The sequence below is a fragment of the Stieleria tagensis genome (assembly GCF_024129865.1).
GTDB lineage: Bacteria > Planctomycetota > Planctomycetia > Pirellulales > Pirellulaceae > Stieleria > Stieleria tagensis.
Map to the genome: position 1 here is coordinate 1 of NZ_JAMYFE010000097.1, position 20,517 is coordinate 20,517.

The window sequence follows — 20,517 nt, forward strand, 5'->3', positions numbered from 1 at the left end:
CACGTCGCTTGCTAGCCTTGCCGGCCTTTCCTCGACGTGGGCAGGGAGTATTGCGGCCGACCTGCCTGCCGTCAACGCTGTTTGAGAAGAAACAAAGAAAAAAGTCTGAGCGTTCGGTTTCGGGCCGCCACAGAGACGGCGGCCAGGCACTCCAGCCAACTCCGCCATGCCCCGTTTACCCTGTTTTTCCCGCGGTTTCAAAGACCTACCCACCCGGTATCGTCGACCCAATCCGAAATCCCAACGTTGACTGAGAAACCGCGATGGAGGCGAAAATGAATTTGCCCGCAACCGGACAGTTGGGCAATCGACCGCAGCATGCCTCATGCCGCAAAACGGTTTAAGAGGGCACCCGCAGGGTCAGCAGCGACAGTTCGGGGCGACAATTGATCCTCAGCAAGTGGACTCCGCCCAAACCACGGGTCACATGCAGGGTGGTTGGTGGTCGATAGAAGTCGCCGGAAGCATACCGGCTGCCGTGTCGACTGGGGCTGAGAATCGGACCGGCCAACGGCAATCGACCTTGGCCGCCGTGGGTGTGGCCGGCCAGCATCAAGTCGATACCGTTGCGGCGTGCCCAACCGAATTGATCCGGACTGTGGCTGAGCAGCAGCCGAAAGCAGACTTCCGCAGGCTCCACCGCGGGCCGCGCAAACCAGGGCGCCTCGTTGCCGATCAGTTGGCAGTCCACGCCGCCCAGCCGCCGCCGGATCGACTGGCTGCCCAAATCAATCCAGCCGGCTCGGTCCATGGCTTGCCTGGTTTCCCAGGAATCGACGATCCGAGTGTCGTGATTTCCGAGGATGAAATAGCATCCATCAGTGGCTTCGGCGGGCGAAAAGATCTCGAACAACCAATCAATGCAGCCCTGTTCGTCGATAATGTCGCCGGTCAATGCGATCAGATCGGGACGCCACTTCGTCGCCTGTTGCACGGCAAAACGCGCATAATCGGATCGGATTTCTCCCGTCAAATGGATGTCGCTCAGGTGTGCGATCCGATATCCATCAAGCTCCGCTGGCAAGCCGACGACGGGCAATTCGATTTCCTCGATCGACAACTGCAGCACCTGATTGAGCGGCAACCGGGACTCAAACGTTGCTTTGGGAGTGGTGGTCAGCGAATGGCTGAAGGCCTTGGTGACATCCACAACCGTGATTTTGCGAGTCGCGGCGACCGATTCGAGCCCCAGGATGGGTCGCCACAAGATCCAGGGGATTCCAAACACGACCCAGCTAGCCAAACAAACCGCGAGGTAACCGCGAACGGAGCGGTCGAGCGCCCTCCAAGAACCGCCGTCAAACAGGATCTCACGGAGCGCATCAGACTGGGACCAGGCAATGGCGATCGGAATGGCGACGGTGGTGAACAAAAACAGTTTGACCAATCGCTTGATCCACCGTCGCGGCCAACCGAAGGCATTGATTCGATTGTAGATCGCGATGTGCAACCCGCCGTGACCGACAAGAGCGATTGCCAACATCAGCCAGCCAGGGAATCCATTCATGAACAACCGAATCAAGACGACAAGGATTTTGGGCTGCCGAACGAGGTCAACGGCAAACGGGATTGCAGGTTGAGTCGATCCAATGGGTCTGCGTCGGCGGACTGACCAGATGCTGTGAACACTGCGATCGCGGCAGTCACTAATTCCAAGGACTGTCCGGCCAAAATCGTCGCCAGCATGCTGATCCCTGGATTGTGTGCCAGCACCATCACTCGGCGGGCGTCTGCATGTTCGCTAGAGGCGACATCCAAAATCGTATCCGGACCGGACAAATACAGCGATTCGTGGTATTCGATCGACGGCTGATGCTGCCAAGCGTCCAGTAACAACTGGGCCGTTTGGCGGGTGCGGATTGCCGACGAGCATAAAATCAAATCGGGGATGCAATCCTGATCGGCCAGCCAGCTCGCCATCAGGGGGCAAGCGCGACGACCACGACCGGCCAAGGGGCGATCGTGATCGGCCAGGGATGGATCATCGTGCCCACTTTTGGCGTGACGCATTAAGATCAGTTTCGATTCCATCAATGTCAGGTCTCTGAATTGTTGCAGCGGATGTTGCGGCGTTGCGTGAGGCATTGTTTTTCCCTAACCCGACGCGTCAGCGAGGGATCCCGTCAACACACTCAATCCCTCGCTGACGCGCCGGGTTACCGTTCCCACGCTAATTCACCTTCGAAGTTGAAATCAACAGACCGTGACGCGTCGGGTTGGGATGAACGCACCACTTTAAAGCACAACTGGAAGGCCAACGCCCAAAGTACCGGTAAAGGCTACACTTAAAATCGGCGTGACCTCCCGCATTCTCGATTTACTTTTCTAACGATTCACTTTCCAAACTCGGTGAAGATTCGATGTCCAAACTGTCCCGCTCTTTCTCTTCTTTGTTGGTCGGCATCTCGGTCGCCCTGCTACAGGGTTCCGCGTCAATGACTGGAGCATTGTACGCAGACGACTGGCCGGGGTGGTTGGGGCCGGAGCGTGATGGTGTGTATCGCGAGTCTGGCGTGGTCGATGAAATCCCCGGCTCGGGACTGCCGATCAAGTGGCGACGAACGATTTCCGGAGGTTACGCCGGCCCGGCGGTCGCCGACGGCAAGGTGTATGTGTTTGACTACCAGCTGAAGTCTGGCAAGGCGTTCAACGATCCTGGCAAACGGGTGGAACTCAACGGCCGCGAACGGTTGTTGGCAATGGACCAAAAGAGCGGCGAGACGATTTGGGAATATGCTTACGATCGGCCCTATTCGATCAGCTATCCGGCCGGGCCGCGGGCAACGCCAACGGTCGACGGCCAGCACGTTTACATCTTGGGTGCGGAGGGCGATTTAAGCTGCCTGAAGACCGCCGATGGCGAGCTGGTGTGGAGTCGAAATCTGCCTCAAGATTTTTCCGCCGAGGTCCCGATCTGGGGATTTGCATCACATCCGTTGGTTGATGGCGACCTGCTGTACACGATGGTCGGTGGCGACGGACAAGGCATCGTGGCGTTTGACAAACTCAGCGGCGAAGTACGTTGGAAGGCGTTGGACGTGAAAGCCGGCTACTGTCCGCCACGCATCATTCAAGCTGGTGGAACACGTCAATTGATCGTGTTTCATCCTCAAGGTCTGCACAGTCTGGATCCGGCCAGCGGCGAGGTGTACTGGGACGTCCCGATGAGCCCTGCCTATGAGATGTCGATTGCCCAGCCGATGGTCGAAGGCAATCTGTTGTACGCCAGTTCGATCCAAACCGAAGCGGTGATGGTGCGATTGGACGAAACAGCGCCCCAGGCCACGGAACTCTGGCGAGGTGAAGCCAAGAACGCGGTTCACTGCAGCAACGCGCCGCCGATGATCGTTGACGGAGTGATCTACGGAACGGATTGTTTGCAAGGCGATTTGATCGCCGTGGACGCAAACAATGGAGACCGTTTGTGGGACACGTTTGCGGCGACCAAGCCCGATGAAAAGCGTTTCATCAAACATGGCACGGCGTTCATCACGCGACTGGGTGACTCTGATCGCCATTTGTTGATGAGCGAGAACGGTGACCTGATTATCGCCGAGCTGACCGCCAAGGGATATGACGAACAGGGGCGGATGCACGTGGTTGATCCAACCAATGAATCATTCGGCCGGCCTGTCGTCTGGAGCCATCCGGCGTACGCGGGCAAGACGGCGTTTGTCCGCAACGACAAAGAAATCGTTGCCGTCGACCTGAGTCGCTGAGTCGTTTTGGACGGGGCGAACCTGACGGGGCGCCCCGACCCCGAGATCAAATGAGCAAACCCCACTCGGCAACGACGACGAGTGGGGTTTGCTGTATCGTTCTTCGGCTCGGCTGGCGGGACTACCAGACGTATTCAGTACCGATCGTGAAACCTTGCAGAACCAAGTCCTCGTACTGCATCGGTGCCAGGACCAGATCGCTCGTTGCGGTCGGGTACTGGATGTTGGGATCCAATCCACCGAACGCGATGTCGTCCACGGCCAAGGCATAGTAGGACGTACGTAGCGACCAGGAGTGACTGAAGCGGTAAACGAGTTTCAGTTCGAAATCGGCCATCGCCGTGCCTTGCTGATCGCCATCGTCGGCGGTGACCGTTCGGGCGACGACCAAGCCGCCGTTGGGGATCGAGTTGGCCGACACACTACCGCGTCGATCAACATCGTTTTGCATCCAGGCCGCTTTGGCACCGACACCCATCGAGATGCCGGGGTAAATGTTCCACCAGAAATCGAATCCAGCTTGTGGGCCGAACAGTTTGTTCTGCGTCCCGGTGTTGCTGGCGAAGTAGCGTGGCAGGTTTCCGTTGACGGTGTCGTTGTCCAAACCCGTGGTCTGGTACAGCAAGTTGTCGTCGTATCGCAGATAGCGAAGTCCAACCAACCACGAGCTTTGGAAGCGGCAGTAGGGGAACATCGTACGGCGTCGGTAGTTGATTTCGGCCGAATGAAACGAGCTTTCGTTTTGAATGCTCTGTTGCAGCGAACGGTCGGTGTCATCAAATCCGGGATCCAACACACCACCTGGCAAGGTGCCGTAATCGCTGATGTAAGAAAACAGGTTCGGAGTGGCCGAGGTGACGGTGGCCGAGTCATCCCACTCGTTGCCGCCCATGTAGGTCATTTCCAAGTTCCCACCGGCTCCGAAGATCAACGCACCCGACAAGCGGATACCGCCTTCGACGTCGTCACCATCCAAGTCACTCATGGATAACACTGGAGTTCCATTGACGCCTTCGGTGGTGATCACATTAGGTGCGACTCCACCCAGACTGCGGTCTAGCGCCAGTGCTTCGATGCTGAGGTCATACCAGCGTTGGTTGCACAATCCGGCTTCTTCGTAGGGACGCAGCGCCCCGACCATACAGGCCAGTACCGAACCGGCGTAGCCAAACGGCAACTCTTTACATGCGGTGCATCCGCTGCCGCGACAGAACAGGCAACCTGGTCCGCCACGGGCTCGCATTTTGCCCAGCAAGCCGCCGCTGAGCATGCCGTTGCAACCGCAGCCGCCACCGCCGCCGCAGGTGCCACAGACCATCCGGTCCACGCCGCCCATCAACGGAGCTCCATCGCAACTGCCGCTGTCACAGCCCATCGGCGGGTAGCCCATCGACTGGTAGCCGACCGGCATCACCGGCGCGGTGCCACGCATGCCCATCGAGGGCACACCCATCGGCGGCATCCCGGCCGGCGTGACATAGCCACTTGCCGCCAGGTCGTAGTCGGCGTGTGCCACGCCTTGAGCCATCGCTTGTCCGCCCAGCATGCTGGACGCCAACAGAGCGAGTGTCAGTTTGAATGACCAGCTTGCCGAATCGGCGAGCGGTCGAGCATCAATGGCAGGCGGATTAAATCGCACAGCCTCATCGGCTCGGTTTGTCATACGGTTGACCATGTTTCGAATCATTTGATGCATTGCAAACGTCTCCGCGGTCGCAGCCGCCTTGCTGTTGGGGCTCGTTCGCCCGAGCCATCGCCGGCGACGTCGCCACGCTTGAATCCCGAGCCACAATTTGGTGGGAGAAATGTCCGGCAAGATCGCACGGCACGCACACAACAGACGAATCATTTCGCCTGCTCTATACCAGTTCCCCCTGATATTTCAGTTGTGAAACGAATCGCCGGATGCCAGAACCAATCGGTCGGTCGCGGCATTAAAGCGGCGGCCGATTCGATGCAATCCAAAGCACGGGAAGAATCGCTTCAGCCGGAGTTATCGGCAAAGACTGCCCCGGTGGTTTGGTTAATTCCGGTAGAACCACTAAGGAAAAATATAACGGTCGCTCCGGTTGGTCCTGAAATTCCTGTTTTCCGCCTTCCCACAGGGGGCTGTGAATTAGTTGGGTTTGATTGTTCACCCCTGAACGTTGACAATAGCGCAGGTTTAATCACGCCATCGCCGCATCGGTCGCCAAATCTAGACGCCGGAATTGGAAATGAGTTCTCAATCCCTTGACGTACTGAAGCACGCCGTACCAAATGGTGTTGCCGATGTCGCGATGGAACGAGACGCGAGAGGGAGTGCTGCGACGGGGGATCGAAACGATTCAATGGGCGATGCACCGCATCAATCGATGGAATCGGTTGCATCGCTGCTCCGCCGATTTGGCATCCCGCCGGCTGATTGGAGGGACCATCTAAGTGACCAGTTCCTGTCCGTTTGCCACCAGCGGACCCAGCGAGGGGACGGTCTAAACGAAGTTGACTTGAACGATTGGTTTGTTACCGAAAAAGGTTCATTGGTGTTGCAAAGGACTGAAACCACCGATCCGTCACCCCCGCGCCCGAGCGGATCGACGACGGCTGATTCCAGCGAAAACCAGACCACCGAGTCTGAGTTGTTGGCTCAGTTTCGTGAGTTGCTAAAGGTCTATCCGACGTCCAAACGACGTCGCGCCCAGGCGGCTGAAACGGAGGAATCCGCCCCGGTTGCCGTCCGGGTACAGGCAAAACCGATTGTGATTCGCCGCAGCACCGAGCTTTCTCAGCGGATTGATCCGGCCAGCCCCTGGGGATCCGGGCGACGCGGCGTCGGCCAGCGAACAGCCTCGACCTCGGGGGCTACCTCGGGGCAAACCTCCGCTGCTGAGCCCGCCAGTGCCCCGCATGACACTGCCGATACGCAACTCGATCGCGAACAATTATTGGATTTGCTGATCCTGTCGCTCTCCCAACGGTTTGGTCCCGAGGCGGTCCAAGAGGCGCCGGTTGTGGAACCGAAATCACGGCCCGTTCTGTCTAAGCCGCTCGAGCGAGACCGCCGCTTCAATTGGAATCTGGTGCTGGGGATCGGCACCGCCGTCACGGTTGCGACAATGGTGTTGGCCGGAGTGCTGATCAGCAACAAACGCCAAAACCGCCGTTCTGATCCGATCCAACAACCGCAACTTGATCACGCCGCACTCGCTGCGGTACCGCAGCAGGACGCTGAATCCGCCGAATTCGATAGCAGCGCTATTGACCTATCGCTGCCCGATTTGTCGTTGCCGACCGAGCAGGCCGAAGTGGGATCGGATTCCAGCGAGCCGGAAGAATCTGATCAAATACTCGATCAATTAGATGATTTACAGATGCTGCTGTCAGGGCAACCGGAGGACGAATTGCCGACCCAGACGGCCGCAGAAACGAGCGGCGAGGCCGAGCCAAGCGGGCTGTCACGCGCAGATCTGCCGCCGGGCGGCATTGTCTATCCGGAACCCGACGAGAGTGATTGGCTAGCCAATCGGCTGCCTCCACGCCCCGAACCACCGCCGCAACCGTCCGACGCAGAGAAGCTGGAGGAGATGCTTGGTCGATCCTCTGCTGACAATGCGGCCAAGGACGCGCCGCAGCGGATTCGTCCGGGAAAAACCAAGTTCATCGAGTTGCCGTGGCCCGGGAGGGTCGATCACCCGGCCAACCTGCCGGATTCCGTAGCGGCGATCAGCTCGATTGAATTTCCGTTCCCCGTCCCAATCTCGCTGCAACCACAGCCTCAGCAATCGCTGACCCAAGTCGTCTGCCATCGCAATCAAACCAAAACGGTGATCGCTGATTTATTGACCAGTGGAGAAACCAAGACGTTCCAATGGACCGAGGCATCAAAACAGGAAAGCTGGGCAGCCCAGGTCGTCCATGGACGACTGATGGATGCCAATGGCCAACCGATCTATTTGCGTCCGGCAATCGACACCGATCCGTTTCGACTGTCGTTACGGCGTGAAGATTCCAAACCGTCGTGGAATCTGGGCTATCGGCTACTGAAGAAAGACACCCATTTGGATTTAGATCTATCGGTCCCCAAAGGGATCGAATTCGTTTGGGAAACGCCGTTTAATCCCGAACGCCCCCAACAGGGCCGAGCGATTGCGATTTTGACGCGGCCCGACGCCCCGGGGGTCGCTGTTGCCGTCGTGATCGACATCCGCTGTACCAATGAACTGAAATGCCAGTTGCAATTTGCCGCTCGCCTGGATCCGTCGATGCCGTGGCAGACGCTGCAGTCTGGTGGAATCGAGGTGGCCGTGAGACAAACGTCTCTCCAATTGCAGACCGCCAGGAATACGAAACCAAGGCTGGAGAATGCCTGGAAAGCGTCCGAATTGGGAGATAAACACACGTTCAAACGGAAACTGGCCGACTGTGAAAACCAGATCGAGAAGGCCAGTGAAATGGTCCAACGACTGCAGATTTTGGCGTCTCTGGTGCGCAGCATCGAAGCCGCGGTGACGATCGACATGCACCTGTTTGTGCAATGGCCCGAGGGCCGGCAAACGATCCTGCAAACGGCCGCGGCTGAGCCATCGCCCGACAACGATTCCGACAAAATCGGTTCCTCGGGTTAATCTTTGCCGGTTATTCATCCGATACCGGTTGTGACGGGAATCGTGTGCTATCGATGTCCCCGTAACGAGCAGATCCAACTAAGGCATGGAAGCCATGAGCCGCAAATCGACTTCTGGACGCATTACCCGAGCTACCGCAATCGCGTTTATCGCGTCCACCTGCCTCTTCGGCGCAACTGGGTGTCAGGTGACGATGAACGGCCAGACCCTACCCAGCCCCTATTACTTGCAAGACGACGTGCAGTATTTCCCCAGCGGTCCAGAGTTCAAACTCTCGCGGGAAGCAGCTGCACTGAAAGCCGCCAGGGCACAAGAAAAGCTTGATCGCAACTAGCGCTGCTCGCCAGGTGGGCTCGTTGAGCCCACTTCTGCAGCCGCGCCGCACGGCGACGGCGGTTTCTCACGTCAAACCGGGGCGAACGCTCGTCGGCTGGTGATCCGGTACGGCCTCACAGAGCCCGGCTACAGGTGGTGTCGGTGCAGCCTGACAGAGGCCAGAGCGACAGGCGGCGCGACCTGACAGAGTTCAGCGACACGGGCGCGGACCATCAGGCGATTTTTTCGATCGCTTCGGCCACCAAGGCTGGATCATCTTTGGCCCGCAGGTGTTCGATCTGCTCGGCCGACAATCCGGCTTTCTCCAAGTGGCTGCACAACCGTTTCCAAACGGTTTCTCGCTTTTTGCCTTCGCTTAAATACAGCTCGGTGATCGATTCCTGGGCCTTTTGGATCCCGATCGCATCGCGATTTCGGTAGTAATTCTTGATGATCTTTTCTTGATGGGGCGTTCGATGAGCGTTCATGGGGCAAGACCGGGCGAAAATGCGGTGCGGATTTCGGAGGAAAAGGTAAGACGGTTATCGGCGCTGCGGCCAACACGCCTATAGTAGGCATAGCCGAGTAAGCTTTATACCGCCGGGGGTCGCAAGGCAATCCGCAACGCCGGTCGGCTGATTGGCCAAACACGATTGGTTTCCTTTGACGAGGTTTGAGTGGGAATGATGGCATGCCGAGGGGTCCGTGGGGCGACGACCGTCACCGCCGACGATCGAGACGAAATATTGTTGGCAACCAGGCAGCTGATCGCGCTGATGATTCGTCAAAACGAGATCGATACAGTCGACTTGGCGAGTGCCCTGTTCACCGTGACAAAAGATTTGTCGGCTGAATTCCCCGCCCTCGCCGCGCGACAGCTGGGCTGGATCGAGGTCCCCCTGATGTGTGGCTACGAGATCACGGTCGAGAAATCGCTGCCACGCTGCATTCGCATCCTGTTGCACTGGAACACGACCAAGTCACAGTCCGAAATCCAACACGTGTACGTTCGCGACGCTGTGAAATTGCGCCCTGATCTGTCAAAACTGCCGCCAGTTGACTTTGACGAATTGGAACAATGGATCCAGTCTCAGTTGCCATCACCTTCTTGATTTTCTCACGAGCTTGCACGCCTTGGCTAGAAAATCCAACGTTCGGTTTCACCCCGCAGCCGACTTAAGCGTCATTCATGCGTCGTTTGTCGTCGCAACCGGTGGCGTCTGCAATGACAGCAAAACCGAAGCGGCATTGGTGCAACCGACCAGCGAAATCAACACCCGATTGGTTTCGGCGCAAGCCGATGTGCGAACATTTTGGAGCGGATTGTTCGCCGCTGTCGCAGCGGGGCGGTCCGCCCGCGATGCCTGTGAGCCGGCACTGTTGGCCGCCGGTTGCAGTGAACTACAGGTCGACCAGACGGCCGCGGCGCTGGCCAGCCGGATGGATGAATGTCGGATCGCGTTTCAACAACGGTTTCCCAAACTGGGCGACCAACTACAACTTCGCGCCGGCCCGTTAAAGGATCGCTGGCAGACATTTGGCCCGGGACTGTTGATCGAAACAGCCCGACTGATCTGGGCGTCATCGCCGCCGGAAAAATGGTGGCCGCCGGCGATCGATTGCCTGTTGGTTCAGCCACTGCGAGGTGGCGATGGCGGGTTTGATTCCGGCCAGAATCGTGTTTGGATCGAAGCAATGTTGACCGATGCGGATCCCCAGGTCGGAGAGATTTTCCGGCTGGTTTTCTGGATCACCCAAGTCGCGGTCGGCCGACACTTGGATGCAACGCTAGGCAACACCGTAACGGTTTCCCAGCCTGACGCCCTGCCGGTGGAAGGATTCGGATCTGGCACGCACCGCCGGACTTCACTGCCCTGGCATTTGGGCTGTGTCCCGCTGGTGTTGTCGGCCGGGGCCGAGTTGGATTTGATCCGTTCGCCAAAACTGCCGATTGCCACCGCTGTCAAACTGTGGCGGCTTGGTGATGACGCGGTCGCCGAGGTGGTCGCCGGATGGTGGGACCAATGGTCGGGCGCCGGTGCGGCCATGCCCGTGGCGCTCAAGGCACTCGACCGCATGCTGGCCCCGCTTCGCGAGCGCTCAGAAGATTCCAGCGCCATCGATGCGGATGACTTCGCCGACTCGGAACTTGATCGCTAGCTGAGGCTGCTATCGTTGCCAATCTGGACTTTGATGGAACCGAGCATCTTGGTCATCTCTGCTTCTTTGCGGCCAACGAACAGCACATTGTCCAAGACGATCGAGCGTTTCTCGGTGCTGGGATGCAAAATCAATCGTCCCGCGCCCAACAACATGTACTCGAACACGTCGTTGATTTCTTTGTCGACGCGCAAGTTGGGAGCGGGATAGCGTTTCAAATCGCTGAGCAGTCCATGGTGATGCAGCAATTCGTTGTTGGACAGTTCCCAGTAGTTGAAGCGTGTGCTGACAAAGACGGCGATGTACATCACACCGATCGCGACCGTCATGCAAAAAAAGAACGTGGTATTGGCGACCGGGCGGATCGACTGCAGGCGATCGGTGATCGTCGGCATTAAATCAGGACGGGCTAAAAACAACAGCCACAGCCCCATCACCAACGTCGTGATGACAAACACCAATGTCAGCGAGGTGGCGCGGGGAAAATCAAACACCAGCACAAACATGTTGGCCATCAGCACCGCAATGAACAAGCCCGTCATCACCACGGGCGTGGTATCGGTCGCCGGATCGACGGCCGTGTGTCCCCCCATCCACAACACGATCGAACAAACCAGTGAAACGATCAGCGTGGGATACATGAAGACGAATTTTGGGTAGGGCACCAGCAGAATTCGTTTGGTGCGGCGCGCTCCCTGGGTCGTGGCGGTACTCGTGTTGTCGGTCGCCGGATCGTTTTGCTGCGTATCGCTCATCGTCTTCGCCTAGCGGATGTCTTCTTGCAAATGAAAATGGAAATTCATCATCCAGGCACTGAGAATCGAATGATGGGGCGCGCCGATCACCGCTTACCGGTCATGGCGGCAGGCTCAGTGTCGGCCGACGAAGTCTCGAATCTAGCAGGTCTGACCGGCGCGAATAATCCCCGCTTCGCGCCGCCGAGTGAGAAGCAGATAATCGCCGCCCCTTGGCTGCACCGGGACGGTCGCAAGCCATCGTTTTGCCTCGCAGAAACGCCACTGCAAAGGCAATCCAACTTTTTTTAGGCGCCGTGGAGTTTGTTTGATGAGTGACTTGATGCAACGCACCCTGGTATTACTGAAACCCGACGCAGTTCAACGGCGACTGATGGGACAACTGATCTCCCGTTTCGAAGCCAAAAGCTTGAATATCGTGGCCATGAAAATGTTGCAAGTGACGCCTGAATTGGCCAAGCAACACTATGCAGAACACGTCGAAAAACCGTTTTATCCAAGCCTGGAAGCCTTCATCACCAGCGCGCCGATTTTGGCACTGGCGATCGACGGCCTGGATGTGATCCAAGTCGTTCGCGACATGCTGGGCGCGACCAGCGGCCTGAACGCCGCTGCCGGAACCATCCGCGGAGATTTTAGCGGATCGCGGCAGATGAATTTGGTGCACGCCAGCGACGGTGCCGAAGCGGCCCGCCGCGAATTGTCGCTGTATTTCAGCGACAACGAGATCTGTCAGTATCAACCCTTGCTGACACCCGTCTTTCATGCCGACGATGAATAATCGTCGCGGAAACCACGATCAGACGACGTTGCGGACCACGCCGACCGCGACGCCGACAACCTGAGCGTCGCTGACATACAGCGGCGCCATGTCCGCGTTGGCCGGCTGCAATCGGATCCGTGAATCCTCCGGATACCAGAACTTCAGCGTCGAATCACCGCTGGGCAGTTTGGCAACGACCATCTGGCCGGCTTCCGCCGTGTCCTGTTTCTGAATGACCACAAAGTCACCGTCCTGAATGTGCGCGTCGATCATGGAATCGCCCGACACCTGCAGGATAAACCGGTCGTTCTGGCAGAACATGCCACTAAAATCCATCCGATCGGTTTGCTCAAACGCGAGCGCAGTCGTGCCCGCCGCGACCAATCCGGCCATCGGCAAACTGTGATCACGCTGATCAATGGTTTCAGTCAATTCGATCGCGCGCGACTTGTTCGGACTGCGGCGAATCAACCCTTTGCGTTCCAATGCACGCAGATGGCACATCACGCCGTTGGGGCTTTTGATCCCAAACTCTTCGCCAATCTCGCGAACAGTCGGTCCGTAGCCACGGTTGAGAATCAAATCACGAATCAACTCGTATACCCGTCGTTGGCGGTCAGTGAGTTGCTTGGTTGACATATGTAGACTCAACGAAAAGAGGAGGTGTCGTCGGTGTGACAACAGTAAAAGTGTATTCCATCCACTTGAACCAGTCTATGAGCGTTTCAACCGCTTCCGACCGCACAATGTGGAGCACATCTGTCCAATGTTGAAGTGTTAATCGGAAGCCGTCGCCGGAGCCCGACGCGGGATCGACAAAAATTCAGCATTGGCGAGATTTCGCCGTTGGCTGTCGTCGAATTGACGGCCAAACGATCGCAGACCCGATCATGGTTGCCTCATGCCGGCGTTCAAGTCCCGCCGCTGGGGAAATCAAAAACCTCAGCGATCAAGCCAAAATCGATTTGCATTTCACCGTTTGATTGCAAACCCTTCACCGGAAACAGGTTAATGATGCCACGGCGGGCCGATCGGCGATCCGGTGTGAGTGCATCCGACACTTTTTCCACGGTCCGGAAAACTCATTCAACCGCTCCAGGCGGGGTTTTTGCCGGACCGCCGTGTGACGCTTGACCGGGATTTATTGCCCCAAGCGAACGATCCCGGAACGGATCTCGAAAACCGCGCGCCGGTTGCTGTCATTTGGTTTGACTTGTGTGCTAGCAAACATAGAATCTCGCCCACTTGATGAATGCAACGTGAAGGACATGTGAGTGGGGCAGCGGAATTTAAGAACTCCGGTTCACCCCCATCAACGCCAGAGCAACTGCACAGATTTCAAGTTCCATTTGACACGGGAGGCTGAAACGCCACCCAGCGGAGCTAGGTTGGCTGCTACTCTTGCCAACGCTTAGGCTGCTTTTCCGGGTCAAGTGATTATCGTCAACGCCCCCTTTCCGAGTCGATCGACGCGCTTCCCCATGCGTGGCCGCATTGTGTGTCGTCTTCCCGGTTCCGCACCGATTCCGCGAACATCCATGATGGAGGATTGCGCTCCCGGTATGTCCACACCGCAAGGCTGCACCGATGACCAGGATGTCGTCGTTAGATTCAAGGAGGCGTTGAAGCATCGTGTCGGACAGGAGCGATTCCAGATTTGGTTTTCTGGCATTCGGTTTATCTGTCGCACGGTCAATGGAGACGTTGCACCAACGATTGTGGCAATCGCCCACGGCCAATTTGCAGCCGACCGGTTGAGCAAAAACTATCTGCAAGCGATGCGTGGTGCGGCGTCATCGGTGTGCGGCAGAACCACCGACGTGATGGTCGAGGTTCAAATCCAACCGGCACATGCCGTGGAATTGCCATTTGAAGCGGCGCCCGACCAGCTTCCAGCCGCCGCGGCAGCTGAAGCGACCACCGAAGAAAATCGCGGCGCTGCCGCCACCCCCGACAAAGCATCGTCAGCGACACGGCGAAAGAGTGCGACCGCAGCCAGTTCAAAGCCCCGCTCGCGACGGCGCACGCAATCGCTGAGCGAGATTTTGAAGGATGGCACGGATTCGCGAAAACCCGCGCGGCGGCCGTCCCAACATCCTCCCCAGACATCGATCGCCCAGATCGAGCTGCCGTTGGATGCTACGGCCGGTGACGTTCCTGGCAAGCAAGGTGGCGACCAAGATCCAGGTTGTGCACCCGCGACGGGCGGCAAGCTCCCAACGTCGGCTTCGACGCGGAGCGAGACCACCTGGGAGAATTTTGTCGCCGGCAATTCCAGCCAACTGGCGCGAACCGCCTGCAAAATGGTGATCGAAAACCCTGCCTTGGCGTCGCCGTTGGTGTTGTGGGGGCCCGCCGGTTCAGGCAAGACGCACCTGTTGCGCGCCGTGGCCGGCAAGCTTCGCAGTTTGCATCGAATGCGTCGCGTCGTTTATCTGTCGGCCGAAGAATTCACCAACGATTTTATCAAAGCACTCAACGCCAACAGCCTGCCGGCGTTCCGCTCTCGCTTTCGCGATGCCGACGCATTGCTGTTGGATGACATCCAATTCTTCGTCGACAAGAAAGCCACGATTCGGGAATTGCATCACACGATTGAGATGTTGGCCGAGTTCGGTAAACCGTTGTTGTTCGCCGGCACCAAGGCCCCGAATGAAATCAAGGGACTTGGCAACGAACTCTCGGGGCGACTGGCATCGGGCTTGGTTTGCCAAGTGCAATCGATGGACGTGCAAACGCGTAGCGAATTGCTGGCGCGGTATGCCGAACAGCGTTGCACCATCGCATGGCCTGCGGAAACGCTAGGCGAGATTGCTGAACTAGTCGATGGTGACGGGCGGGTGATCAGCGGGATCGTGAATCTGGTGGCGTTGCTGCAACGGATGTATCGGCAGATGCCGACGATGGAACAGATTCGCCAGCATGGCGGTCACCTGTTGCGATCAGCCGGCGTCCCGATCACCTTGAACGCCATTGAACGCGCCGTCGAACGGGTGTTCCAACTCGATTCCAAATCGCTGCAGTCGGGTTCGCAAACCAAATCGATCACCGAACCACGCATGCTGGCGATGTACCTGTCGCGTGAAATGACCAGCAGTGCCTTTTCCGAAATCGGCGGTCACTACGGGGGGCGAAGTCACAGCACCGCCATTTTGGCCTCCCAGCGTGTCCGCCAGTGGCTCGACGCCGGTCGATCGATCGGACGTGGTCGGGCGGCTGTTTCGACCGACGAGGCGATTCGCCGCATCGAATCGCTGTTGAAAACAGGCTAGTGGTGCGCAAGAGCCCCTGAGCTTTTTCACGGCCAACCCTGCACGTTGAAACTTTCTTTCTGAATTCAATCGGGTCTAATAGAGCGACGTCAAACCCGCGTCACAGTCCACTACCAACCATCCAAGGATCGGAACATTGATCGCTGACCAGTCGGATCGCCCCTGGGACAAAAAGAAAAAGAAAGCCCCCCAGTCGGCTGCCGAGATTTTGCAGCGGCAACCGCCCTACGATCTGGAGGCGGAGATGGGTGTGCTGGGCAGCATCCTGATCATGCCAGAGGCCTGCGACGACACCGCATCGTTGAAAGCGGACGATTTCTACGACGATGCCAATCGGATCTTGTACACCCACCTGCGTGAGATGTACGACAATGGCGAAAAAATCGATGTGATGCTGTTGGTCTCGCGACTGAAGAAATCCGATGAATTCGAAGCGATTGGTGGCGCGGGCTACCTGGCCAAGCTTTCGAATTCGGTCCCCAACGCGGCTCACGCGGTTTATTACGCCGGGATCGTCTCGGAAAAAGCCGTCTATCGGAACCTGATCAACGCCAGCACCGAAATCCTGCGTGACGCCTACGATCAGGCCAGCGATGCGCGCGAGTTGTGCGCCCAGGCCGAGCAAAAAGTGTTTTCGATCATGGACGGCCGGTCGTCCAATTCATTGCACTCGATGAACGACGTGTTGCACGCGGCGATGGATCGCATGGAAGCTCGCTTGCGGGGCGAGGTCACTGACGGCACGGTCGAGACCGGATTGACGGACTATGACACGATGACCGGCGGACTGCACAACGGCGAATTGATCATCTTGGCCGCCCGTCCCTCGATGGGCAAAACGGCCTTGGCGATGAATATCGCGGAACACGCCGCGATCGAAATGCAGCAGCCCGCCCTGTTCGTCAGTTTGGAAATGTCAGGGATCGAATTGGCCGACCGGATGTTGTGTTCGCTGGCACGTGTTAACGGTCACCGGCTGCGAAACGGCACGATCAGCGCCGACGACCAAACACGTTTGATCAACAAAGCCAACGAGATCAGCACGGCACCCTTCTTTGTCGATGATTCGCCGAGCCGGACGGTCAGCGAAATCGCTGCGGCGGCGCGCCGGATCAAACGCCGACACGGTGGTTTGGGTTTGATCGTGATCGATTATTTGCAGTTGATCGAACCGGACAACTCGCGTGATCCACGACAGGAACAGGTCGCCAAGATTGCCCGTCGCCTGAAGGGCATGGCGCGTGAATTGGGTGTGCCGATGCTGTGTCTGTCACAACTAAACCGGCAAGCCGAAGACAGCAAGGACCACCGCCCCAAACTCAGCCACTTGCGAGAGTCGGGAGCCATCGAGCAAGACGCCGACGTGGTGATGTTTGTGCACCGCGAGGAATACTATCACCGTGGCGAAGACCGCGCGCAATTTGCCGGGCAAGCGGAGATCATCATCGCGAAACAGCGTAACGGCCCGGTCGGCGACGTGCAGTTGACATGGGAAGCCGACTTCACGCGGTTCAGCAGCCGAGCTCCCGAACGGCACGATGAATTCAGCGACTATGCCGAATTCACCGCGCCCGGTGGGTTCTAAACCGCTTACTTGTCCGTTGGTTCGGCTCGCAGCGTAAAGAATCCAAAATGGATTCCATCCGGTTCGTCATAGCCGAACATTCCGGTCGGAGCAAAGTACTTTTCGAACTCCGAAAACGGCGGCAGTTCGTTGTTTTCCAACAGCTCACTGAACTTCTTGGCAACGATGTTGTTCTCACCCGCCCGCCGTATTGCTTGGCGGTTGCCTTCGCTTTTGGTCATGTCATACATCAACCGAATGCCTTCACTGCCATCGATGTACGACAACAGGAATGGTTTTTCACCATCGAGTTTCCCGCCGAGCTCGCCGGCCACCAGTTCGTATTCGGGTAAATCGATCAGCCGTGGCAGATTCCCGGCTTCCGCCAACGCGGCTTTCTCCAAAAACTTGGTGCTATCGGAATAGATCAGCCACTTCCCCAACAGCATCAACGACGGTTCCGGACGACGCAGGTTCTCGGGAAAGTTATTTCCGGGACCCCGGAGACGATAAATCACATGACCGCCGGTGGTTTCCAATGTCATCCGACCGGGCATTCGATCGCGGACGCTGGCGAGCGTGGATTTGGCTTTGATCACATCTTTGACTTCAAACGCCACAGTCGTGACACCACTGTTGATCCGGATTGGTGGTTCCATCCACGTGCAACGCACCAACCGTCCCGTCAAATTTTCCAGCACGTCGGATTGAATGTTCAGCCCCAACCGCTTTTCGGCCGGTTCTTCGACGAATCGCTTCAACGATTCCTCGCCCTGAAACCGGTCCAACACTTTGCCAGCGTTTTCATACGTCTTGGCAAAATCCCAATGGATCGAGGTGTATCCGGCGATCGATTGCGGAACCCACTTCGGCGGCGCGGTTTCACCGGTCTCGGGACGCAACACTCCCAACACCCCATCGCGTGGCGGTTCGATGTTGATGTGGTAATGCGCGATCCCTTCAAAAATCTCGCCACCATGAAACGAACTGCCGCCGATTCCGCCGATCCGCGAAGCGCCCATCTCTTGGATCACCGGCCACGTCAGTCCGGCGGTCAGACTGCCACTGCGTTTGATGATTCGGTCGATGATGGAGTGGGGATCAATAAAGAAGGTGATCTGTGGACGAGTCGATTCCGCCCCGATGCAACGCGAGATGATCGTGCCGAATTTGGAGTTATCCGCCAACGTCGGTTCTTCGTTTTCCCCCAACCAATGCTCCAGCACGTCTTGCGCACTGCGGTTGCCGACTGCAAACACCAGCGTGCCGTCTTTTTCAAAGTACTCGATCGCGGTGCGGTCGGCGCGATTCGGAATCAGACGGATGACGTCTGTTTTTTCGATCTTGCGAACACGTCGTTTGTAGCCGCTGCTGACAATGCGTTCTTCTAAACGCTCCACAATCGCCATCGCTTGATCGATTTGTTTCCCTGCATCCACGATCAATGTTCCGCCAAACGAATAGGCTTCGCGGCGGCGGAGCCGATCGCGACGTTTGGCGGCTTGATCCGGATCATCGTCCTCGTTGTCAATCTCCGGCTTGTCGTCTTCATCAAGTGGTTTGGCCGGATGCACCGCGATTGCGACTTGTCCATGAGGAATGGACAGCAATTCATCCAGTCCCACACCGACTTCATCACTGATCCGATCAAACAACTCTCGCGCGGTGGCATAGAATTGGTCGGCAAACGGTCGCATCTTAGGATCGTTGATCATTCGCCCGAGCGACGATTGCCCCATCTCACTGCGAAAGTCTTCGGCGCTGTCCAGCCGCAGGTAAGCCAGGGTGTCGCTGGGCAACAATCGCGGCGCACCGGGCAGCGACGATTCCGACGTTTCCGGATCTGCCGCTTGGGAGGAACACAGTGACGCCGGCACGGCCAGGGTGCAATACAACAGGGCCGCCGCGGCGACCCTATTTGCCAGCCGGAAACGGTATCGGGAAACGTGTGACGTCATGGAATCGGTGGTGTTGGGGAGGGAATGGCAACGGGACATAACGACTGGTTCGAATCTTCGGGGAAAATCTTGGTCGTCGGTCAGGAACTGCACTAGGCAAATTCCGGAACGTTCAAGGGCGCGCGGTGTTAAAGCAGTGTTAAACTAGAGGAGTGAAACAGAGGTTCGGTGGGCACTGCGTTCGTTGTTCGCACGCATCATTCGAGTTGAACTCGATCCACAGGACTCTGCTGCTCAGGAATTTCTCGCTAGGTATTCTGATGATCATGCTGACCAAATCCAATGGCCACCGTGTCTGGTTGTACACTTTGTTACTGATGCTACTTGGTTCGGTTGCCAATGCTCAGCAAAATGGCGGCAATGATGGCGCCGACAACGGAAACGGGGGCAACACAGGAAACGCCGGGACCAGTGGCGGTGGTGGCGGCGCAGGCCTCGGAGCTGGATTTGATCCTGGCGAGACCGACATGAGTGCCTTCGATGGCATTCAGCGAGGCGATTCGATTAGTGGGGCGGAAACGCAAGGGTTTGGCCTGACCACCGACGGCGGCCTGGGTTCCGGTCGTGCGGGCGGCGGCGGATTTGGCGGCGGCATGGGAGGTCTTGGCGGTTTGTTTGGCGGACTCGGCGGTGCGTTTGGCGGACAGGGTGCCACCACTCAAAAACCTGTGATCCGCGTTCGACTGCGTTCGGCCATCGGCATTCCACCGCGCCCCGAAGCCACGGTGCAACAAACCGCTAACCGAGTCTTTGACATGCTGCCAGCCCACAGCGGCGTCGACGGAGTCAACGTGCGAATGAACGGTCGCACCGCGATTTTAACCGGGTCGGTTAGCAGTGAAAAAGAGCGCCGCATGAGCGAATTGTTGATGCGGCTGGAACCAGGTGTCAGCAGCGTGCAAAACGAAGTCGTTGTGGCCAACTGATTTCGACATCAACGGTTCAGGACACTTTAATTAACGAGTTCGTTTTCCAGCGACTCGCGATGCGACCAGCGAACCTTGGCAATCGACAGCCAACCGGTCTGCATCAAGACGGCGCAGACCACCGTTGCAGTTCCGATTGGGGTTTGAGCTTGCGTGGGACTCCAACTGTTGAAGTAGATCGTTGCAAAGCAACCCAACGCGATCGTCAGCATGGCCAGTGCGATGGGCATCAGCCCGCGCAGTCGCAGCGGACGCGCGATGGCCAGCAATAACAAAGCCAGAACCGACAGGATCCCGCCGCTGACAACGATGGATTCGATGTCGTAGATCGCAAACCCAGCTGCGACCGCGCACCCGAGTAGGATCGTGGCCGCACCCCCGATTGCCCACCGATAGCGGCGATCGGTCACCGGTCCCTGGGGCAGGAGATTTTCCGGATCCGATTGGGGCGCGGCATAGGGATTGATTTCTGATGGCATCG

At 57.6% G+C, this 20,517-nt stretch carries 18 protein-coding genes; 10 read left to right on the top strand and 8 right to left on the bottom strand.

Annotated features, from left to right (window positions below; translation table 11 throughout):
* Positions 1 to 340 precede the first annotated feature (340 nt).
* Positions 341 to 1,507 (bottom strand): metallophosphoesterase, encoded by a 1,167-nt coding sequence (locus NHH03_RS21555; protein WP_253159534.1) that lies wholly within the window; start codon positions 1,505 to 1,507, stop codon positions 341 to 343.
* 11 nt (positions 1,508 to 1,518) lie between these two features.
* The gene (locus NHH03_RS21560; protein ID WP_253159536.1) at positions 1,519 to 2,085 is read right to left on the bottom strand and encodes a SixA phosphatase family protein; all 567 of its coding nucleotides are present in this window, start codon (positions 2,083 to 2,085) and stop codon (positions 1,519 to 1,521) included.
* A 275-nt stretch (positions 2,086 to 2,360) separates the two neighbouring features.
* Between NHH03_RS21560 and NHH03_RS21565 the strand changes: the two genes are divergently transcribed.
* A complete protein-coding gene (locus NHH03_RS21565) occupies positions 2,361 to 3,719 on the top strand; it encodes a PQQ-binding-like beta-propeller repeat protein (protein ID WP_315861480.1) in 1,359 nt (452 codons plus the stop codon).
* A gap of 121 nt (positions 3,720 to 3,840) precedes the next feature.
* On the opposite strand, the gene NHH03_RS21570 is transcribed toward NHH03_RS21565, so the two are convergent.
* The gene (locus NHH03_RS21570; RefSeq protein WP_253159538.1) at positions 3,841 to 5,568 is read right to left on the bottom strand and encodes a BBP7 family outer membrane beta-barrel protein; all 1,728 of its coding nucleotides are present in this window, start codon (positions 5,566 to 5,568) and stop codon (positions 3,841 to 3,843) included.
* 367 nt (positions 5,569 to 5,935) lie between these two features.
* Between NHH03_RS21570 and NHH03_RS21575 the strand changes: the two genes are divergently transcribed.
* Positions 5,936 to 8,323, top strand: coding sequence for a hypothetical protein (locus tag NHH03_RS21575; RefSeq protein ID WP_253159540.1), 2,388 nt, complete (start codon positions 5,936 to 5,938; stop codon positions 8,321 to 8,323).
* Positions 8,324 to 8,516: 193 nt separating this feature from the next.
* Complete coding sequence (locus tag NHH03_RS21580; RefSeq protein WP_253159542.1) at positions 8,517 to 8,657, top strand: hypothetical protein; 141 nt, start codon at positions 8,517 to 8,519, stop codon at positions 8,655 to 8,657.
* Between the two features lie 214 nt (positions 8,658 to 8,871).
* Here NHH03_RS21580 and NHH03_RS21585 read toward each other — a convergent pair whose 3' ends face one another.
* Positions 8,872 to 9,126: a hypothetical protein gene (locus tag NHH03_RS21585; protein ID WP_253159544.1), complete on the bottom strand. Its 255-nt coding sequence runs from the start codon at positions 9,124 to 9,126 to the stop codon at positions 8,872 to 8,874.
* A 195-nt stretch (positions 9,127 to 9,321) separates the two neighbouring features.
* Here NHH03_RS21585 and aroH point away from each other — a divergent pair, with 195 nt between their 5' ends.
* The gene (gene aroH / locus NHH03_RS21590) at positions 9,322 to 9,750 is read left to right on the top strand and encodes a chorismate mutase (protein WP_253159546.1); all 429 of its coding nucleotides are present in this window, start codon (positions 9,322 to 9,324) and stop codon (positions 9,748 to 9,750) included.
* 22 nt (positions 9,751 to 9,772) lie between these two features.
* Positions 9,773 to 10,798 (top strand): hypothetical protein, encoded by a 1,026-nt coding sequence (locus tag NHH03_RS21595; protein WP_253159547.1) that lies wholly within the window; start codon positions 9,773 to 9,775, stop codon positions 10,796 to 10,798.
* Here the strand turns inward: NHH03_RS21595 and NHH03_RS21600 are convergent.
* Positions 10,795 to 11,553: a hypothetical protein gene (locus NHH03_RS21600; RefSeq protein WP_253159549.1), complete on the bottom strand. Its 759-nt coding sequence runs from the start codon at positions 11,551 to 11,553 to the stop codon at positions 10,795 to 10,797. The two genes, NHH03_RS21595 and NHH03_RS21600, sit on opposite strands and share 4 nt — an antisense overlap.
* 30 nt (positions 11,554 to 11,583) lie before the next feature.
* Here NHH03_RS21600 and NHH03_RS21605 point away from each other — a divergent pair, with 30 nt between their 5' ends.
* On the top strand, positions 11,584 to 11,844 hold the full coding sequence (locus NHH03_RS21605; RefSeq protein WP_253159551.1) for a hypothetical protein: 261 nt from the start codon (positions 11,584 to 11,586) through the stop codon (positions 11,842 to 11,844).
* Positions 11,845 to 11,875: 31 nt separating this feature from the next.
* Positions 11,876 to 12,334 (top strand): nucleoside-diphosphate kinase, encoded by a 459-nt coding sequence (gene ndk, locus NHH03_RS21610; protein WP_253159576.1) that lies wholly within the window; start codon positions 11,876 to 11,878, stop codon positions 12,332 to 12,334.
* An 18-nt stretch (positions 12,335 to 12,352) separates the two neighbouring features.
* Here the strand turns inward: ndk and lexA are convergent, their stop codons facing one another.
* Positions 12,353 to 12,955: a transcriptional repressor LexA gene (gene lexA / locus NHH03_RS21615; RefSeq protein WP_253159553.1), complete on the bottom strand. Its 603-nt coding sequence runs from the start codon at positions 12,953 to 12,955 to the stop codon at positions 12,353 to 12,355.
* A gap of 899 nt (positions 12,956 to 13,854) precedes the next feature.
* Here lexA and NHH03_RS21620 point away from each other — a divergent pair.
* Together NHH03_RS21620 and dnaB are read left to right on the top strand one after the other, a co-directional pair.
* Entirely contained in the window at positions 13,855 to 15,588 is a 1,734-nt protein-coding gene (locus NHH03_RS21620) for a DnaA/Hda family protein (protein ID WP_253159555.1), read from the top strand.
* A gap of 136 nt (positions 15,589 to 15,724) precedes the next feature.
* A complete protein-coding gene (gene dnaB / locus NHH03_RS21625; RefSeq protein WP_253159557.1) occupies positions 15,725 to 17,173 on the top strand; it encodes a replicative DNA helicase in 1,449 nt (482 codons plus the stop codon).
* A gap of 5 nt (positions 17,174 to 17,178) precedes the next feature.
* On the opposite strand, the gene NHH03_RS21630 is transcribed toward dnaB, so the two are convergent.
* Positions 17,179 to 19,110 (bottom strand): DUF3352 domain-containing protein, encoded by a 1,932-nt coding sequence (locus NHH03_RS21630; protein ID WP_253159559.1) that lies wholly within the window; start codon positions 19,108 to 19,110, stop codon positions 17,179 to 17,181.
* A 266-nt stretch (positions 19,111 to 19,376) separates the two neighbouring features.
* On the opposite strand from NHH03_RS21630, the gene NHH03_RS21635 reads away from it, so the two are divergent.
* On the top strand, positions 19,377 to 20,036 hold the full coding sequence (locus NHH03_RS21635; protein ID WP_253159561.1) for a BON domain-containing protein: 660 nt from the start codon (positions 19,377 to 19,379) through the stop codon (positions 20,034 to 20,036).
* A gap of 26 nt (positions 20,037 to 20,062) precedes the next feature.
* Here the strand turns inward: NHH03_RS21635 and NHH03_RS21640 are convergent, their stop codons facing one another.
* Positions 20,063 to 20,515, bottom strand: coding sequence for a hypothetical protein (locus NHH03_RS21640; RefSeq protein ID WP_253159563.1), 453 nt, complete (start codon positions 20,513 to 20,515; stop codon positions 20,063 to 20,065).
* Between the last annotated feature and the right edge of the window lie 2 nt (positions 20,516 to 20,517).

Coding starts and splice junctions, on each gene's coding strand:
- NHH03_RS21555 (WP_253159534.1), bottom strand. CDS start 1,507: ATGAATGGATTCCCTGGCTGGCTGATGTTGGCAATCGCTCTTGTCGGT.
- NHH03_RS21560 (WP_253159536.1), bottom strand. CDS start 2,085: ATGCCTCACGCAACGCCGCAACATCCGCTGCAACAATTCAGAGACCTG.
- NHH03_RS21565 (WP_315861480.1), top strand. CDS start 2,361: ATGTCCAAACTGTCCCGCTCTTTCTCTTCTTTGTTGGTCGGCATCTCG.
- NHH03_RS21570 (WP_253159538.1), bottom strand. CDS start 5,568: ATGATTCGTCTGTTGTGTGCGTGCCGTGCGATCTTGCCGGACATTTCT.
- NHH03_RS21575 (WP_253159540.1), top strand. CDS start 5,936: ATGAGTTCTCAATCCCTTGACGTACTGAAGCACGCCGTACCAAATGGT.
- NHH03_RS21580 (WP_253159542.1), top strand. CDS start 8,517: ATGAACGGCCAGACCCTACCCAGCCCCTATTACTTGCAAGACGACGTG.
- NHH03_RS21585 (WP_253159544.1), bottom strand. CDS start 9,126: ATGAACGCTCATCGAACGCCCCATCAAGAAAAGATCATCAAGAATTAC.
- aroH (WP_253159546.1), top strand. CDS start 9,322: ATGATGGCATGCCGAGGGGTCCGTGGGGCGACGACCGTCACCGCCGAC.
- NHH03_RS21600 (WP_253159549.1), bottom strand. CDS start 11,553: ATGAGCGATACGCAGCAAAACGATCCGGCGACCGACAACACGAGTACC.
- NHH03_RS21605 (WP_253159551.1), top strand. CDS start 11,584: ATGAAAATGGAAATTCATCATCCAGGCACTGAGAATCGAATGATGGGG.
- ndk (WP_253159576.1), top strand. CDS start 11,876: ATGCAACGCACCCTGGTATTACTGAAACCCGACGCAGTTCAACGGCGA.
- lexA (WP_253159553.1), bottom strand. CDS start 12,955: ATGTCAACCAAGCAACTCACTGACCGCCAACGACGGGTATACGAGTTG.
- NHH03_RS21620 (WP_253159555.1), top strand. CDS start 13,855: ATGATGGAGGATTGCGCTCCCGGTATGTCCACACCGCAAGGCTGCACC.
- NHH03_RS21630 (WP_253159559.1), bottom strand. CDS start 19,110: ATGACGTCACACGTTTCCCGATACCGTTTCCGGCTGGCAAATAGGGTC.
- NHH03_RS21635 (WP_253159561.1), top strand. CDS start 19,377: ATGCTGACCAAATCCAATGGCCACCGTGTCTGGTTGTACACTTTGTTA.
- NHH03_RS21640 (WP_253159563.1), bottom strand. CDS start 20,515: ATGCCATCAGAAATCAATCCCTATGCCGCGCCCCAATCGGATCCGGAA.